The sequence below is a fragment of the Leptospira idonii genome (genome assembly GCF_004770995.1).
GTDB lineage: Bacteria > Spirochaetota > Leptospiria > Leptospirales > Leptospiraceae > Leptospira_A > Leptospira_A idonii.
This window is the reverse complement of sequence record NZ_RQHW01000047.1, coordinates 161,795-178,773: the sequence shown is the minus strand read 5'-3', so window position 1 is coordinate 178,773 and position 16,979 is coordinate 161,795. Positions and strand designations below refer to the sequence as shown.

The following is a 16,979-nucleotide window of genomic DNA, read 5'->3' as shown; positions in this document are numbered from 1 at the left end:
CCTTATTTAAAAATTTCACTGATTCGAGAATGCATATCTTCGGTTAAATTGATTTCCAAGCTGGAGATTTGATCAGAAAGCTGAACCTGAGTCCTTGCCCCCAAAATAACAGAAGTTAATTGTTTAAGTTTTAAAATCCATGCGATGGAAAGTGCGGAAGTAGAGACGCCTAAATCCATTGCAATTTCATGCAATAGACTCACTCTGTCTAAATTCTTTTCAAATCTGTCTCCAGAAAAATGATCATTCCCGGAACGATTATCATCTTTTGAGAATTGGCTGTCTTTTTTAAATTTTCCAGACAACAAACCTTTAGATAAGGCACCGTATGCAAGAAAACCGAGCCCAGACTCAAAGGCTAATTTTAAGTTACCTGTCTCTGCTTCTCTTTGTATTAAATTCAATTCATCTTGAAGGCAACAAAGCTCTATCTTCTTATGAAAAGATTCAATCAAAGGAGCAGTAAAATTAGACAACCCTATGTAACGTATTTTTCCTTGAGACTTTAAGATTTGTAATGCTTCGATTGTTTCGTCAATGGGAGTGTTAGGGTCAGGTTCATGAAGAAAGTAAAGGTCGATTTTATCCAAATTCAAGCGGGATAAACTTTTTTCAGCAGCCGACAGTATATAGTTTTTAGAAAGATCAATTCGCCTTGTACCGTCAGGATTCCAAACAACCCCTACTTTAGTTGCAATAACTAAATTGTCTTTTCTATCTTTAGTTAAACGGGCAACAAATTCTTCCGATTTTCCTTTCCCATAAGCATCTGCTGTATCGATAAAGTTAATTCCCGAATCAATTGCGGAGAGGAATGTTTTTTCACTTTCTCTTTCATCTACCTCTCCCCACCTAAGACCGCCAAACAACCAAGTTCCGATTGCTAGTCTGGATATGTTTAGGTCGGTTCCGGGAAGAGTGATATAGGATTCAATCGCCAATGGTAAATCCGCCATCAACCAATAGATTTTGTCCTGTGATGTAACCCGACATAGAAGAAGTAAGAAAAAAGATAGCGCCGATCAAATCAGTAGGCTCGCCCATCCTTCCTAAAGGAGTTTTATATACATAGTTTTTGATAAAGTCTGGATGCTGGTTATCAAAAATCCCACCTGGACTAATGCAATTCACTCTAATTCCATAAGGAGCTGCATATCGTGCTAAGTATTTGGTAAAGTGAATGATTCCCGCTTTAGTAATAGCATAAACTTCCGGACTATTTCTACCGGAATCTCCGTAAATTCTCATATCAGCAATGGAAACACCATAAATAGATCCAAAGTTTAATATGATTCCCTTGATATTTCGTTCTTTCCAAATACGAAAGATTGCCTGAGACAAAAGAAAAGTCCCGTTCAAATTTACCTGCACAACTCCATTAAATTGTTCCTCTGTTCTTTCTTCAAAGGGAGAGAACACTGAAATACCTGCGCAATTGATTAAGATATCAGGAATAGAGTTTTTTTCGATTAACTTTGCAAAGAAGGACTCAACTTCTTTTTTATCAGTGATATCCGTTTTAATCCATTCGAAACGATTGGGATCGTGCTGTTTTTGAGGTGGTTCAGGATCCAAACAAATTACTTTTGCAGAAGCTTGCAGATAAGATTCCACAATTTCAGATCCGATTTGGCCATTACCACCCGTAATTAGGATTAATTTACCGTTGAACTCTTCTGAAAAATTTTTAAAAATCATTACTTTGTGATTCCTTCTAGTTTTGGAAAGTATTCTTCAGCAAATGCTCTGTCATTTCTATCCCAGGGCATGATATGATAATCTTTCAAAGTTTTCTGCATCTTTGGCTTCAAATGCAAAGCAAGATTATAACAAGAACGAGTGTATTCCATCAGTCGAGTCATAGGAAAAGATTTATGATTATTTTTCTTTCTGTCACGAATCAGTGCATCGATTTCCTTCGCTAATCGGAAAGAAGAAGGTTCGGATTTAGGATAACCGAAATAATCTGAAAGTATTTTCTTAAGCTTAGGACTATTAGAAGGAGACGCCTTCAAAGAAAGATTACCGTCATTTGCTTTCTTTGCCAAATCAACGAATTCTTCCATTGATTTAGGTTTGTATGTATAATCATAGATTTCGCCTCTTACATCGATCAATTCTTTTCTAGGTTGATGATATTCCAGTCGTTCTTCAATCAAACCTTGAACACAGATATAAGGAACTTTACTGATAATGGATTCAATTACGGAGCTTGAGTAACAAAAAACATTTCCACCTCTTTTTTGCAACCAGCCTGCAAAAGGGGTGTCTTTATCTAAGGATAGATAAGGTTTATATTTTTCCTTAAAGTAAAGTATATCATTAAAATTTTCAAGTGTATAAGATCGGAAATGAACCGGTAATTTTAGATCGAAGCACCAAATATCCAAAAACTCCAAATAGACCCTTGCAAATGCGGCAGAAGTCCAAAATAGATCCTCATACCCTCCTTTAACGGAATAGTATGTCCCTCCTAAATTTCTACCCTGATCCAAAAGCAAAAAAACATTTCTATTATCGAAAGTAGTGATTCCTGTGAAAGAACTCATCATGGCAAGTCCGGATCGACTGCCATGACCGGAATCATCTAAATAAAAATCGTATCTAGGACAACCGATTGCCTCGACAGATTCTTTAGGATAAAGTTTGGCTCCTACGACCCAATCCTTTAGCTGCTCTCCCCAAGTGAATACTTTGGAGATGTTTTTAGTATATGCATTTCCAATGGATGCATCTCCCCCTCTCATATGATCGATCATTGCATGTTTCAACATGCCTGAACTTTCAGGGTGCAATAATACGAATACAGTATGTTTGGCGGCCTCTTCCATCTCCTCTGGAGTGAATAATCCTCCCGGGTGAGTCAGCAAAACCAATTCCGGTCGAAATAAATAATAAAGAGATTTGGAAGTCAATCTACTTCCTAAAATAGTATTGTATCCTAATTTTCTTAAAAAGAATGCGATTAAGAATGCAGAACCGGAATCTCTTCTTTTATGATCACAATGAATCAAAACAGTTTTGGAAGAGAAAGAGTTAAAAATTATATTGTTTAGGATCATTCTGTATAAGCTTTATGATGAACGGATTGATTTTGAATTAACTCTGGCTTGGTTTCAACCAAACGAATCAAATCGGAGTAGGAAAAATGCGGAGAGGATAAAGAAGACAAAACCAATTTTAAAGTTTCGTAATCCTCCATAGTATCAATAGTTAAGCGGAACTTGGAATCGTCTTTATGATTTGGATATTCGAAAAACAAAAACTCTTGAGTGTTTTCCTCTACATACGGAACAATATGTTCTCTTTCATGAGGAAGTTTACAAACAGAATCAAGCCTACGCAGAAGATCGAAGCTCAAAATCTCTATGTCCATTCCTCTTGCGAAAGTCCTTTGGAAACAATTCGTAAAAAACTCTACTCTTCCCTTATTATAAAGATAAAAATCGACCATATAATCGACAATGGAAGGATCTATAAAAGGACAATCTCCCGTCAAACGAACGATCACGTCCAAATTATGAAGTTTCGCGGCATCTAAATATCTTTTGATAAGATCATTGCTAGAACCGCGAAAAAAAGAAACAGAATTCTCTTCCGCTATTTGAACGGTTCGATTATCGATTTCCTCCTCCGTAGTAAGGACAACTAAACTCTGTTTGTATTTGGAGCGTTTCAACCTTTCCAACATCAAACCTAAAACCGTAGTATTTCCCAAAGGAAGTGCGATTTTTCCGGGCAACCTTGAGGAACCCATGCGAGCTTGAATTAAAATCCCTACCTTCAAATTTTCGCCTCTACATAACGATACTTTTCCAGAATCGCAAAGAATGATTCAAAGGAAGAAAATAAATTTTTGCTTTTATAGTGATGATCCACAAGCCAAGTAATCTCCAGCAAAGAATAACCTAACGTAAGATAATTTAAGGAAAGTTCTGATTTAGCGAAAAAAAGAGGGTCTTTTGAGGAAAAAGAAAGTAACAGTTCCTTTTCTTTTTCGGATATCGTAGAGAAAAGTTGATTTCTGTACAAAGGTCCTAAATATGTTTTTTGATATTTAGGAGTCTTGGTATTTGTTTTAACTTCTAAAGCAGAACCGAAACTTTTCTTATAGAGTAGATCGGCAAGTTCGAACATTTTATTTTTCTCGAAAGAAACATCACCGAAGGCTCTTCTTTCAAAATGATTCAAAAAGTGAGAGATGATGAAACTATCCTTCTCTTTGTTTCTTCCTAAGACCGCAGACTCCTGATCATCTAAAAAGCCGAATAAATCTTTTTGAACGGACAAACCATTTAATAAAACAGCCCGATCACTCTTTCCGTTCAAAGAAAGAGCATATTCAGGTAACGACTGTACAACGACAGAAAAAAAGAATTCCAAGGTTTCTTTTGAAATCTTATCGGGAGTATCTTCCGGCCTATGATAAAAACGATCCGGGTAAGTGTTGAGACATGTGGAAGGAATTTTTACAGTAGAATCATTTAAAATATAATGATCACTTCCTCCCGTATAAAAAACCTTTTGAGCCCTTGCCCAATAAACGGGCTCCCCTACCATACGATACTTGCCAGCACGAGCCAAACGATCCATTTGATCATGTAAAAATAAATCCAGATCGCAAACCAAATGGTGAGGAATTTCGTCTACGATCATGGTAGATCCGGCCAAATTTTGATCCCCACCTACCATATCCAAGGAAATACCCGCAACAGCCTTTCTTGTGTTTTCTATAAATTTAGAAAAATATGCGATTGTTCCCCAATACTCGACAGTAAACAAAAATCTCAAAGACAAGGCAGGAGTATTTTTTGTGAAAAAACGAATGAGCTCGATGAACATCGCAGGCCCGGAAGCATTGTCATTCGCAGAAGGTTTAGGATGGCATAGATGAGTAACAAAAAAAACTTCTCTTTCATCTTCTCCTGAAATGCTTACTTCCAAGACTTTCAAAGTCCGATTTTGATTGAAGGCTATCTTCGCATCTTCTCGATTATCTTTCCAATGAGACATCCCGGAAGGAAGCTGCCAATTCCAGTAAGTTCCATCTGCCGGGAAATCCAATACGTTCCATTTACAACCAGTAGTTTTAATCTGAGAAACAACATAGCCCAAAGAGGAATCATATTCTTCTGAACCGGGAAGTCTGTCAAATTCGCAAAGGGCTACTATATGATCGTAAATTTTATCTGCTGAACTGGAATACATTGTATTTGGAAAATGAAAGATTTATTTCTGAAGATTAACAGTGATTCGTCGTCTTCCGGCGATTTCTCTTTCTACTACAGTAAAATCCTTAAACGGAAGACCTTTCAAAAGATTTGATAAATAAGTTATAGTGAACGGAAAATACAGATAAGAATTTCCATCCGCTTCAATCTCTTGCGGGACAGGATTTTCATCATTATGAAAAGGAAGTTCAATAAAAACAGTTCCATTCGGCTTTAAAAGCCGGAACAATTCATTGAATGTTTTCAACTGATCTTCCAAAGAAGTCAAAAAATTTAAACTTGCCCAAACGCAAAAACAAAAATCGAATTCTCCGTCCGGATAAGGAATACTCTTCATATCTCCGATCTTAAATGTAGAAAGATCTCCTATTTTTTTTTCGACTCTTCTTTTTTCGGCTTCCTGGATCAACACAGGAGACAGATCCACTCCGGAAACATTCCATCCCTTTTCCAGTAATGGCAATGTTAAACGGCCGTATCCGCAACAAAGATCTAATATCCGTGTATTCTTATCTTTGGCAGAAACAAGTTCCGATATGATAACCAATAAGTCTTGGGTATGCAGATCACTCGCTTTAGATTCAAGCCAAGTATGACCGTGTTTATTATAAACTTCTATACCCCGCATGGCATCCGACATATAAGCTATGCTCTAATTACAAGGAAGTCATCGAATAAAAGTCCGTCCAACTCAGATCTCTCCAAGGTATGCAAAGCATCAGAAGGATTGCATACGATAGGCTCTCCGTGTAAATTGAAGGATGTATTCAATAAAGCTCCTACTCCCGTATGTTTTTCGAAAGCTTGAATCAACGCGTAATAATTCGCATTTCTCTCAACCGTCAAAATTTGCGGCCGAACAGTAAAGTCGGCAGGATGAATCGCAGCTGCTAGATGTTTACGAGCAAGTTCAGTCGAATCAAAGGCAACAGTCATAAAAGGAGAATCAAAAGGAGATATTAGATAATCTTTCGCACGATAATCCAATAAAGACGGAGTGAAAGGCATCCAAAAATCTCTACCTTTAATCTTCTGATTGATTTTACGCAAATTGTCGTAATTCGCAGGATTTGCAAGAATGGAACGATTTCCTAATGCTCTCTGTCCGAACTCCATTCTTCCCGCACATCGTGCAATGATTTTGTCTTCTGCCAAAAACTTAGCAACCGTATCTACATCCGGAGATTCAATTACCTTGAATTTTTCCTTTGTTCTTCTTTCTGCAATGGAATTTGCCACTGCTTGTTTGTCGAAAGAAGGACCAAGGTAGATATTATTCAAAGGATCAGGATTTTTATCCTGATTCGATTCTTTGTAATACTGATAACAAGCTCCGATACAAAGAGAACCGTCGCCGGAAATCGGATTTACGAAGATCGAATTAATCTCCGGCAAATCCTTAAGGACCTTCATCGCTTTAATATTCTGAGCGACACCACCACTGAAAACAATATCTTTAATTCCTGTTTGTTTAACGTGATAAAGCACCCAAGCACTTAAACGATCTTCAAGATAACGTTGTAATGCGCCTGCAATTCCGTCAAAACGCAATCCTTGGAAAGCTTCGATAAAATGGAAATAACTGTCAGGGATTTGACGCCCTTTTACCAAATTACCGTCTTTTACTTCCAAAAGCCCTTCAAACACGGGCAAAACTTTATTGATTTCGTATTCAGAAGCATAAGGGGCAAGACCCATTACCTTATACTCATGCTGATTCGGCTTCATGCCCAAAATCAAAGTTATATAACGATAATAATGTGCTAAATGATTTTCTTTGGTATGTGTGATTTCAGTAAGTCCTTTTTCATCGGCTATACTTACTGTTGAATTCGAATAATCGCCTTCGCCTTCACACGTAAAAACCAAAGCCTTTTTACGTATATTAGCGCCATAATAACCGTAATAAGAATGGCAATGCTCATGAGTAATAAAATGAATTTTATCTTCAGAAACACCCAAATCATCTTTTGCCTTTGCGAATCTTATTTTTCTGAATCGCTCTTGATCGACTCCGTTCAAGTCATTAAAGACTCCTTCGTAATCGTATGACTTATCATGAATATATTTCGGATTCTCGGTGAAGAGTTTATGGTATGATACTTTTTCACCCGCAAACTTCTTCTTCCAATACAGATTTTGCTCATCAACCCAATCTTTTATGGAAAAAGTGGCTTCCCTTTTGATCCGAATATGAGCGGCTGGACTATCATTCGTAGCTAACACTACAGCATCCAATTCTTTGGGGTCAATTCCTGCAAAATCCAAACAAAACCTGATTGCTTGTGATGGATAGCCCATGTCCGACTTTAACCTTGAAAATCGTTCTTCTGCTGCGGAAGCTATCACCTTTCCATCAACTAAAATTGCCGCTGCTGCTTCATGCGTATCTGAAATTCCTAATATTTTCATAATACCTGTTTATCCATGTTTATATTTTATTCTTACTTATTAACAATAATTACTTAAAAAAATCTTCTGCCAAGATGGCCATTTTGATATCGTCATAATACTTGCCGTCTATATAAATCTTCTGACGGCTAAGTCCTTCGTGCTGAAAGTTATTTTTCTCAAACATCCGTTTTGCGCTCGGATTAAATGTACCGATTTCGATTCGATTTAAATTCAATCTTAGGAAACCATATTCGACAATCAACTTTACCGCAGAAGTTCCATATCCGTTTCCCCAAGCGGATTTATCTCCGATCAATATCCCCAACTCTGCGCATCTGGCTTGCCAATGAATCGACTTCAGGCAAATATTCCCTATATGAAGTTTATCAGACTTTCTTTTGATAGAAAAATGAACTTCATCCTCTCTTTTAGAAATGTCCTTCAAAAATATCTCTAACGAAGCGCTAGTTGTGGGAAAATAGCGACGATATGAATATTTATTTACCTCTTCATCATTCAGCCAATTCAAGTAGGTTTCGGAATAATCAGAAAGAGATAAAGAACTCAAAGCAACAATATCGGATTCTAAAAATATACTTTCCATAGGAACCTTCATGCAGGAATAAATTCAGAAAGAATCTTATCGCCAATCAATTTGCAGGAATTAGAATGAAGTAGAATTTCAACGGAAGAAACATCGTTCAAAGACAAAAGTTTTTCTCTTTGATCTGGGTGAAAACTTTTCACCCAGCTTAACCTTTCTCCAATCGATAATTTTCCGGATACAAGTGAGCACAGACTGAAAGTGGGGACATTCAGAAGAGAAGATTCCAAAAGAAGCATAGAGTCGATTCCAATAACAAAGCGTGCGGATTGTATAATTTCAAATTTATCTAAATGAGTAGGAATTACCTCAATAGGAAGGTCCGAATATTTTTTTTGATCGTCTCTCGGATGAAGCTTTATAAACAATTGAATTCGATTTTGTGTCAGCCATGAAAGTTGTTGAATCAAAAAATCTTGAATCACTGTTCTTTCGTCTATTTCGGAATCACTGTGTTCATCCTGAGAAATGGGCTCGGATACAAAAACTGCGAACTCCCAACCGCTTTCCAGTTTTAAATTTTTATGAATCCTATTCTTATCTTCCGAAGTAAGTTTATGTATTTTCTTTTCTAAAGAACCTAAACCGGGATGCCCGGAAGAAATAATTTTACTCTGATCAAAACCGAATGACTCCATTTCAACTTTTGCCAAATCATCAGGTACAAAAATAATATCGGGGACTGAATCGAAACTGCCCTCTTTTTCTTCATAACGGAAGAGATAGTTGCACCAATGATCCACAATCGAATAAGATTTAATCTTCAAACGAGTTGCTTCACGCACCACAGTCTTCTCTAAGTTTCCCGAAATACTCGTTCCACTCAACACAAACTGATACTGATTCCAATCGAGAGATCTTAAATCTTCGGAACTTACATTCTCAGGAAGACAATAAGCATGAACTCTTTCTTTAAACTCTTCTTCTAAGCCGGAAGATTCGGAGGTAATAGCAAAGTCTAATTGTAAATCAGGATGTTGATTTAACAAAAAAGAAACAACAGGAAGAACTACATTCTTTCCTCCAGGATGATTGAACGTAATTAAACCCTTCAAAAATACTCTTTAGTTATTTTATCGAACATGACAGGGAAACAATCTAAAATATCATCCGTTAACGCATAAGAACATATTTCAAAAGTAAGACATTCTTTTTCATAAAGGCTTTCCGCATTGGGACAACTTCCTTTTTGATAGTTATTCTTATTCTTTTCAGAAAGTAAATTAAAAGGAAAATGATCTTTTCCATAACAAATTTGGCTTTGATAAATAGGGAACCAATACAATGGCTTATAAGAATCTGTGATCGGAAGATTCTCTAAAGCTGTGATTTTTCTGAGTTTATCTAAATCCAATCCGGTTCCTTCAAGATTGAGTCTCATAGGAAAATCATAATACACATGGGAGCAATTTTCCAAAACCACTGGGGTCTGAAGCCACTTATAACCGGACAATAAAGAAGTAAGTTTTTGCGCCTGCTTTTGTTTAGTTCCGACCAGTATGTCTATCTTTTTCGTTTGCTCAATCGCAATCGCCGCCTGAAGTTCTGTTAGGCGAAAATTCCAGCCAACAGTGTGGGATAAGTCTCCCTGGAAACCTTTTACTTCACCATGATTACGAATCAAACAAAGCCTTTCTCTAAGTTCCTCATCATTAACGACAGCGATTCCGCCTTCACCGCAATTGATGTGTTTATGAAAATTAAAACTAAAAATACCTATGTCACCGAAAGTTCCCACGTTCTGATTTTTGTAATATCCGGTAGGAGCTTGCGAACAATCTTCAATGATCTTTAAATTAAATTCCTTCGCAATCGAAAGAATTTCGGCCATATTTGCCGGATGGCCGTATAGATGAACGACAACGATAGCTTTTGTCTTCTCGGATATTTTTTCCCTAAGGGACTTAGGATCAATGCAGTATGTTTCTTTTTCTACATCGGCAAAAACAGGAATTGCAGAATATGCCAAAGCGCATGCCGCTGAAGCGGACATTGTCTGAGCAGGAACAATCACCTCATCTCCGACAGAAAGTTTCAATGCACCGATTGCAGCAACCAACCCTGAAGTCGCAGAATTGAAAGACACAGCATATTTAGTTCCGATTCTTGCGGAAAAAAGTGATTCGAACTCCCTAACCTTTTCTCCTCCGTAAAATCTTTTATCTCCGGTTGCAACGAAACCAGATAGATTGCCGGATTCTAATACTGCGATCGCAGCCTTCTTTTCCTCTTCACCGAAAGGATTATAATCAACCAATTTTCCATTGAAGGCAGGAGTATTACCTCCGTTAAATACTAATTTTGACATGGAGCCCTCATAATATCGAATAATGTATTCATCGTTGCAACACAATCATCCAGTTTAGATCGGAAATAAAGATCATTTCCAGTACGAATACCTAACACGACATCATCTATAACATTTTTCATGCTTTGATTTTGAAAACATTCTATCTTCTCAGGAACGGAAGTTAAATATTTATAATTAGGTATGGAAGGGTGATCGACTAGAGGATATCTTTTAATAGAAGTTGTTAAATCATCTATCACAAACTTATCGGATTCGGTAAAAATAGAATACTCAAAGATGCTAAACCTGCTTTCATCCAAAGCAAAGAAAGAGATTTCAAAATCATCATAGATTAAATCGAAATCAAGATTTAGGTAACCCAATCCGTCAGAATGTTCTTTCCGTTTCGTCACTTTTTTAGGAAGACCGAATAGATACAAGGACAGGTCAACGACATGTACGCCATTATGCAAAAAACCTTTCGCATATAGCACAGTAACTTTTTGAATCTTTTTTCCCACCAATTCTCTTTGAATGGAATGAACCCCAGGTTCCCATCTCAGGATATGATTGATAATGAGTTTTGTTTTTGATTTTTGAGAAAGTCTTACGATTTCCTTTAACTCGTCTTCTTTTTCCGTAATAGGCTTTTCACAAAGTACAAAAGGAATATTCCTCTCGAAAGCGGACTTTAGAATCTCAAAATGAGAGTCAGTATTGGAACAAATAGATAAAAGATCTATATTAGAAGACGAATCGAAAAAATGATTTATATCGGTAAAAGAATCTACATCTAACGACCACTTCGCTTTAAAGCGTTCCGACCTTGCGGAATCCTTATCCATTATGGAAGTTATATTGCAAAATTCATTTTGTAAAAAAGCCTTTGCATGACTATTCACATCTGTGCCTTCCGGACCAGAATCGTAATCACTTGCAATTTTACCTAGACCGATGATTCCGATATTTAATTTACGAATTTCCTTCTTTTTTCTTTTGATTTCGGAATTGATAGAAGATATCTGCTTGTTCTCATCCAAAAACTTAATAATATCCCTTAGGGAAAAATCATTCTTTTTGGGATATAAGGAATCTACAATAGACGTTAATGTAGCGTAATCTTCAGGAGTATCAAGGGTCAAAGCAAGGTCAGGACGATCCTGTTCTTCATCGGCGCGGACATTGAGTAGTTTATAACGAATAGGCCTTTCTACAATATATGTAGTTACGTGTTCTTTATCAGCTTCGGTTAAATCCTCTTCCTTATATGTATCTTTCAAAAGAGGGAGAGAAAAAACAGCTATATCCATTCCTATAGGATAGGTTCTCACCAATTCATTCGCTACATAATCATAGTTACCGTTTAAGTAGTGAGAAATACACTCATCGATCAACAAAGGATCCATCAAAGGACAATCTCCGGTAAGTTGGACGATCGTATCCGCCCCCTGAGACTCAGCAGCTCCGATCACCCTACTCAATACGTCATCCTCGCTTCCGCGAAAGCAAGGAATGCCTATTTCTTTAGCCAAAGTTTCAATAGCATCGTTTTCCGGATTAGAGGAAGTGGCGATGATAATGCCATTAAGAAGTTTGGACCTTTTCAGCCTTTCAATTAAAAACTGAAGGACAGGGACTCCGCCTAATGGCAATAAAACTTTGCCGGGAAGTCTAGTGCTTGCTAGCCTGGCCTCTATTGTGGCGAAAATCTTCTTGGTTGCCATATTTGCTTAAATCTATATCCGTCTTTTTTACTATGTAATCTTCCAAAACCAAAGCATCAATGTTAGTCCCAAGAAAACATCTTACAGCATCCTCCGGATTACATACAATCGGTTCATCCTTGATGTTAAAAGAAGTGTTCATGATCACTGGCACGCCTGTCAGATTATAAAATTCATTTATGATATTATAATATCGAGGATTAATATCTTTCTCCACCGTCTGCACCCTTCCCGTACCGTCTTGGTGAACCACTGCAGGGATTTTATCTTTAGCGAAAGGTTTCGCCTTATAAACAAGAAGCATATAAGGGGACGTATAATCGTTTTCAAAATAATCCTTACAATGATCTGCAAGAATCGCAGGTGCGAAAGGCCGGTATGCTTCCCTGAATTTTACTTTTTCGTTCACAATATCTTTCATATCTTCGAATCGAGGATCTGCAATGATACTTCTGTTTCCGAGAGCACGAGGACCAAACTCCATTCTACCTTGATAAAGTCCGATTACATTTTTTTCTGACAACATTTTGGCGGTTTCATTGGCGACATTCGCAGATTTATAAACCGGTAAATCGTACTTCTTAAGAGCTTTGATGATATCTTCTTCAGGATATTCCGGTCCTAAATATGTGTCTTTTTCTACGAAAACACGTTTCTGCTTTTTCAAAGTATTATAAACATAAAAAGCGGCGCCTAACGGCAATCCGTTGTCACCACTGGCAGGTTGGATAAAAATTTCTTTAAACAGCCCCTGCTCGACGATTTTTCCGTTTGCTACGCTATTCAAAGCAACCCCGCCTGCCAGACAAAGAGCCTTCATTTTTGTTTTATTATAGAGTGATTCGGAAATATGTAGAACAGTATCTTCTAATACTTTTTGAGCCGCAGCGGCAACATTTATATGACGAGTAGTCATTTCTTCATGTTTAGCTCTTTTGGGTCCAAAAACTTTATAAAACTTATCACTAACCCAAGTATCTCTTTTCTTGTGATATTCGAAATAGGAAAGATCCAATTCGAAAGTTCCGTCTTTTTTCAGTTTAACCAGCTTCTTGAAATCGTTATAATATTCGGAAGCATCTCCATAGGCAGCAAGACCCATTACCTTTCCTTCATCAAGCTCTGCCGTATAACCAACAAAATGTGAAATACAGGCATACATAGAGCCGAGAGAATTCGGGAAAAGTATATTATCTAATCTTTTTATTTCAGTGCCCTTACCTACTGCTTGAACACTAGTTTCATATTCACCAAGCCCGTCCAGAGTGAGTATAGCAGCTTCGTCAAAAGGAGAAACTAAAAAAGTACTTCCGATATGTGCATCGTGGTGTTTGATCAGGATAATCGGTTTATCTGTCTTCAACTCTTTACGAATATTGGATTTCAAAAACATAAATTTTGAAATCATTCTTTTCGCGTATTTAATTTCACCTAACGCATCAGGGAAGAAGCGAAACTGATGATACAAAAACCTTTGCAAAAGCCAAAGATGAGGCTGATAGGCATAGGTTATATAATCTACATCTTCAAATTTAATACCGGCTTGTTTTAAACAATAATCGATTGATAGATGAGGAAATGCTCTTGTGCTCTTTTCACGATTTAATCTTTCTTCTTCCACCGCAGCGATTAACTTTCCGTCAATCACCAAAGCTGCCGAAGTATCGTGACCGAATGCATTAATTCCTAATATTTTCATTTCTTTACTTACCTTTAAATACCTTAATCATTGCAGAATTTATTTTTTCCAATGCCTGCTCTTGCATGTTTACCTGAATCGGTATAGCAACGCTTTTATTCAATAGCTCCAGAGACTTAGGGAATGCATTTTCTAAACTATTATATTTAGAATTAAGTTCCTCAATATGATTCCATGTTCCCGCAAAATGCCAGGAAATTGCTTCCGGTAAAATCTTAGTCCCTAGTCCTTGTTCCAACATCGCTGCTCTAAACTCTTTGGCTTTTTCCGGTGTTTCCGTAAAAAAAACAAGAGCATCTGCTGTTTCTTCCCCGGTTTCAGGAACTTCCCTGAAACGAATTCCCTGAAATTGAGAAACGATAGATTTGATTTTAGCCTGATTTTTTCTTTGCGCTTCGACGATCGTATTTAGTTTTTTTAATTGAGCGAGACCTACAGATCCCTGCATCTCCGTCATACGATAGTTAAAACCGGAACTACTTCTGGAATCTTCCCATCTGGGAAGTTTGGGATTATTCTCATGACCATGGTCATGGTATGCTTTCGCTCTATCCAAAAGGTTTTGATCTTTAGCGACAATCATTCCGCCTTCGCCGGTAGTGATGATTTTGGCGAAATCAAAGCTGAAACTTCCTATATCACCCAAGGTTCCCAAATACTTACCTTGGAACTTACCGCCGCAACCCCAAGCAGTGTCTTCCATAACTAATAATTTGTGTTTGCGGGCAATCGTAAGTATCTGGTCCATTTTCGCAGGAACACCTAACATGTGCACGGGAATAATCATTTTCGTTTTCGGAGTAATCAAAGATTCCAATAAAGATGGATCCATATTAAGAGATTCATCTATCTCACAAATAACAGGAGTTGCACCTGCTTCTACGATTGCTTCCACTGTAGCTAGAAAAGTAAAAGACTGAGTAATCACCTCATCTCCTTTTCCGATTCCAGCGGCCTTTATAGCAACTTTCAAAGCTGCGGTTCCTGAAGTGACCGCCAAAGCGTCCTTATACCCGAAATGTTCGGCAAAGGCTAACTCAAAATCCCTAACTTTATAAACCCCGTTTCGAATCGCATCAAAACCATGTCTAAAAAGAATTTTACTTCTATCGAAAAGATCTTTTAATTCTTCAAATTCTTCGTTACCGATTAACTCAAACCCTGGCATTTTTTTCCTGCTTATCGAATATCTTTTTTAAAGTTGCAAACAAACTTGAATTCATTAGAAAACTAAAATTCTTTTTTGGAGATAATCCAATTAGGAAGGATGATCGCATCCAATCCACTCTTCTGAAACACTCTGTATGCGTCTTTGGAACCGTTGACAATAGGCTCACCATGCAAATTAAAAGAAGTGTTTAAGAGTCCGCCGACTCCGGTAATTTTTTTGAACTCTTGTATCAATCGGTAATATTCTTTATTCGATTTTTCCGTAACAGTATTCGGACGAATGGTCGCATCGGATGGATGAGTTGCTGCGCGCAAAGCCTCCTTTCCTTTCTGAGTAGTTTTGAAACCTATCGACATAAAAGGAGAATCGATGTCTTTCGGATTCACTGCGTAATGATTCAAATCTTCTCTTAAAACAGATGGAGCAAAAGGCATCCAGAAATCACGATTTTTAATTTTTTCGTTAATGACCGCAATCGTATCGAAATTTCTAGGATCAGCAAGAATTGCCCTATTTCCCAAAGACCTTGCTCCAAATTCACCTCTTCCGACCGACCTTCCGAAAGCAAAACCTTTCGCTAACATACCAGCCGCCAAACTTGGGCTATATTCCTTAACGAAATATTCCTTTCTTGCGGCTTCCATCACATATTTTTCCTCAGCAAGGTCCATATCGGGACCCAAATATAAATTAGCCAAAGGCGCCATGCTTCTGCTGCCTACTTCGGAATCCATATATGCATAACATGCGCCAATTGCGAGAGATTCATCTCCACCTGATCCGGGAACATATAGTTCAGTAAGTTGCGCTTGTTCGTGAAGAAGCATATTGGTTTTTATATTCATGGAGACTCCTCCAGAATAAGCAAGTTTTGACTTCTTTTTAGATTTAAGTGCGTTAGAAATATACTTAAGCATAATATCTTCGGTATATTTTTGCAATCCTCCCGCAATTCCATCGAAACGACAGCCATCTAACCTTTCTTTAAACCAAAAATAATAGTCTTTAGGTTTATTATTATAAACCATAGAAAGACCTTTCACTTGCATTGTAGAAGAAAACACTTCGTAAGCTTTCTTAAGAATTTCTTCCTTAGCATAAGGAGCAAGCCCCATTACCTTATACTCATGTTCGTTCGGCTTCATTCCTAAAATTAAAGTTACATATCTATACAAACGAGCAATGGTAAATTCGTTTGCATCGATTTGATGAACCCGCTTCAGACCGCCGTCCTTTTTAGTTACCGAAATGGTAGAAGACAATCCATCTCCAAAAGCATCCGCAGTCATCGTTAGAACATCTTCCCCTCTACTTAACGATCCCCAGTAAGCGTAAGCAGCATGGCATGTATGATGGTCCATATGAACGATAGGAACATTCTTGGTTCCTATCAAAGTATGTAGATAATCATGCAAAAATGACTTATAATGTGGCCAATCTTTGGATGAATAATAACCTTTGATGTTTTTTAATAATTTTTTCCAACGATCCGGACCGGGTGCTTGATTTAAGTCGATCTTATCTTTAAATAATTTATAAAAATCGACTTCTTTCTTTTGATAAAGTTTCGGATACCAATAATCGTTCATCGAACGTATGTAATCAGAAATCTTCCAAGAACTATAGGTTCTCATAATATGAGTGGAGATATTCAGTTCGGTTCCTGCGATTACGATTCTATCCAAATCCGCTCCGCTGATTCCTCCTGTTTCCAAAACAAAACGAATCGCTTTCTCGGGAAGAACTTCGTCGTTCTTCTTTCGAGTAAATCTCTCTTCACTCACACAGGCAATTACATTGCCGTCAATCATCAGTGCAGCAGTACTCAATTCACCTAAAGATAACCCAAGAATCTTCATTTAATAC

14 protein-coding genes are annotated in these 16,979 nt (G+C 37.5%); all 14 read right to left on the bottom strand.

Going from position 1 to position 16,979, the window contains the following annotated elements; genetic code table 11:
* Window positions 1-2 precede the first annotated feature (2 nt).
* Window positions 3-956, bottom strand: a complete 954-nt coding sequence (locus tag EHS15_RS12685) for an aldo/keto reductase (RefSeq protein ID WP_135760948.1) — start codon at window positions 954-956, stop codon at window positions 3-5.
* The gene (locus EHS15_RS12680) at window positions 931-1,698 is read right to left on the bottom strand and encodes an SDR family oxidoreductase (RefSeq protein ID WP_135760947.1); all 768 of its coding nucleotides are present in this window, start codon (window positions 1,696-1,698) and stop codon (window positions 931-933) included. The genes EHS15_RS12685 and EHS15_RS12680 overlap by 26 nt, the downstream gene beginning before the upstream one ends.
* On the bottom strand, window positions 1,698-3,062 hold the full coding sequence (locus EHS15_RS12675) for a glycosyltransferase family protein (RefSeq protein WP_167884228.1): 1,365 nt from the start codon (window positions 3,060-3,062) through the stop codon (window positions 1,698-1,700). Before EHS15_RS12675 ends, EHS15_RS12680 begins: the two co-directional genes overlap by 1 nt.
* A complete protein-coding gene (locus EHS15_RS12670; protein ID WP_135760946.1) occupies window positions 3,059-3,787 on the bottom strand; it encodes a cytidylyltransferase domain-containing protein in 729 nt (242 codons plus the stop codon). The genes EHS15_RS12675 and EHS15_RS12670 overlap by 4 nt, the downstream gene beginning before the upstream one ends.
* On the bottom strand, window positions 3,784-5,208 hold the full coding sequence (locus EHS15_RS12665) for a DUF4910 domain-containing protein (protein WP_135760945.1): 1,425 nt from the start codon (window positions 5,206-5,208) through the stop codon (window positions 3,784-3,786). The genes EHS15_RS12670 and EHS15_RS12665 overlap by 4 nt, the downstream gene beginning before the upstream one ends.
* Window positions 5,209-5,229: 21 nt before the next feature.
* Complete coding sequence (locus EHS15_RS12660) at window positions 5,230-5,859, bottom strand: class I SAM-dependent methyltransferase (RefSeq protein ID WP_246052140.1); 630 nt, start codon at window positions 5,857-5,859, stop codon at window positions 5,230-5,232.
* 17 nt (window positions 5,860-5,876) lie between these two features.
* Entirely contained in the window at window positions 5,877-7,643 is a 1,767-nt protein-coding gene (locus EHS15_RS12655) for a carbamoyltransferase C-terminal domain-containing protein (RefSeq protein ID WP_135760943.1), read from the bottom strand.
* Window positions 7,644-7,692: 49 nt separating this feature from the next.
* The gene (locus EHS15_RS12650; protein WP_135760942.1) at window positions 7,693-8,229 is read right to left on the bottom strand and encodes a GNAT family N-acetyltransferase; all 537 of its coding nucleotides are present in this window, start codon (window positions 8,227-8,229) and stop codon (window positions 7,693-7,695) included.
* An 8-nt stretch (window positions 8,230-8,237) separates the two neighbouring features.
* A complete protein-coding gene (locus tag EHS15_RS12645) occupies window positions 8,238-9,284 on the bottom strand; it encodes a polysialyltransferase family glycosyltransferase (RefSeq protein WP_135760941.1) in 1,047 nt (348 codons plus the stop codon).
* Window positions 9,281-10,537 (bottom strand): DegT/DnrJ/EryC1/StrS family aminotransferase, encoded by a 1,257-nt coding sequence (locus tag EHS15_RS12640; protein WP_135760940.1) that lies wholly within the window; start codon window positions 10,535-10,537, stop codon window positions 9,281-9,283. Before EHS15_RS12640 ends, EHS15_RS12645 begins: the two co-directional genes overlap by 4 nt.
* Window positions 10,525-12,243, bottom strand: a complete 1,719-nt coding sequence (locus EHS15_RS12635; RefSeq protein ID WP_135760939.1) for a cytidylyltransferase domain-containing protein — start codon at window positions 12,241-12,243, stop codon at window positions 10,525-10,527. The genes EHS15_RS12640 and EHS15_RS12635 overlap by 13 nt, the downstream gene beginning before the upstream one ends.
* Window positions 12,191-13,942 (bottom strand): carbamoyltransferase family protein, encoded by a 1,752-nt coding sequence (locus EHS15_RS12630; protein ID WP_135760938.1) that lies wholly within the window; start codon window positions 13,940-13,942, stop codon window positions 12,191-12,193. The genes EHS15_RS12635 and EHS15_RS12630 overlap by 53 nt, the downstream gene beginning before the upstream one ends.
* Before the next feature lie 4 nt (window positions 13,943-13,946).
* Entirely contained in the window at window positions 13,947-15,110 is a 1,164-nt protein-coding gene (locus tag EHS15_RS12625) for a DegT/DnrJ/EryC1/StrS family aminotransferase (protein WP_135760937.1), read from the bottom strand.
* 62 nt (window positions 15,111-15,172) lie between these two features.
* The gene (locus EHS15_RS12620) at window positions 15,173-16,972 is read right to left on the bottom strand and encodes a carbamoyltransferase C-terminal domain-containing protein (RefSeq protein WP_135760936.1); all 1,800 of its coding nucleotides are present in this window, start codon (window positions 16,970-16,972) and stop codon (window positions 15,173-15,175) included.
* Window positions 16,973-16,979 lie beyond the last annotated feature (7 nt).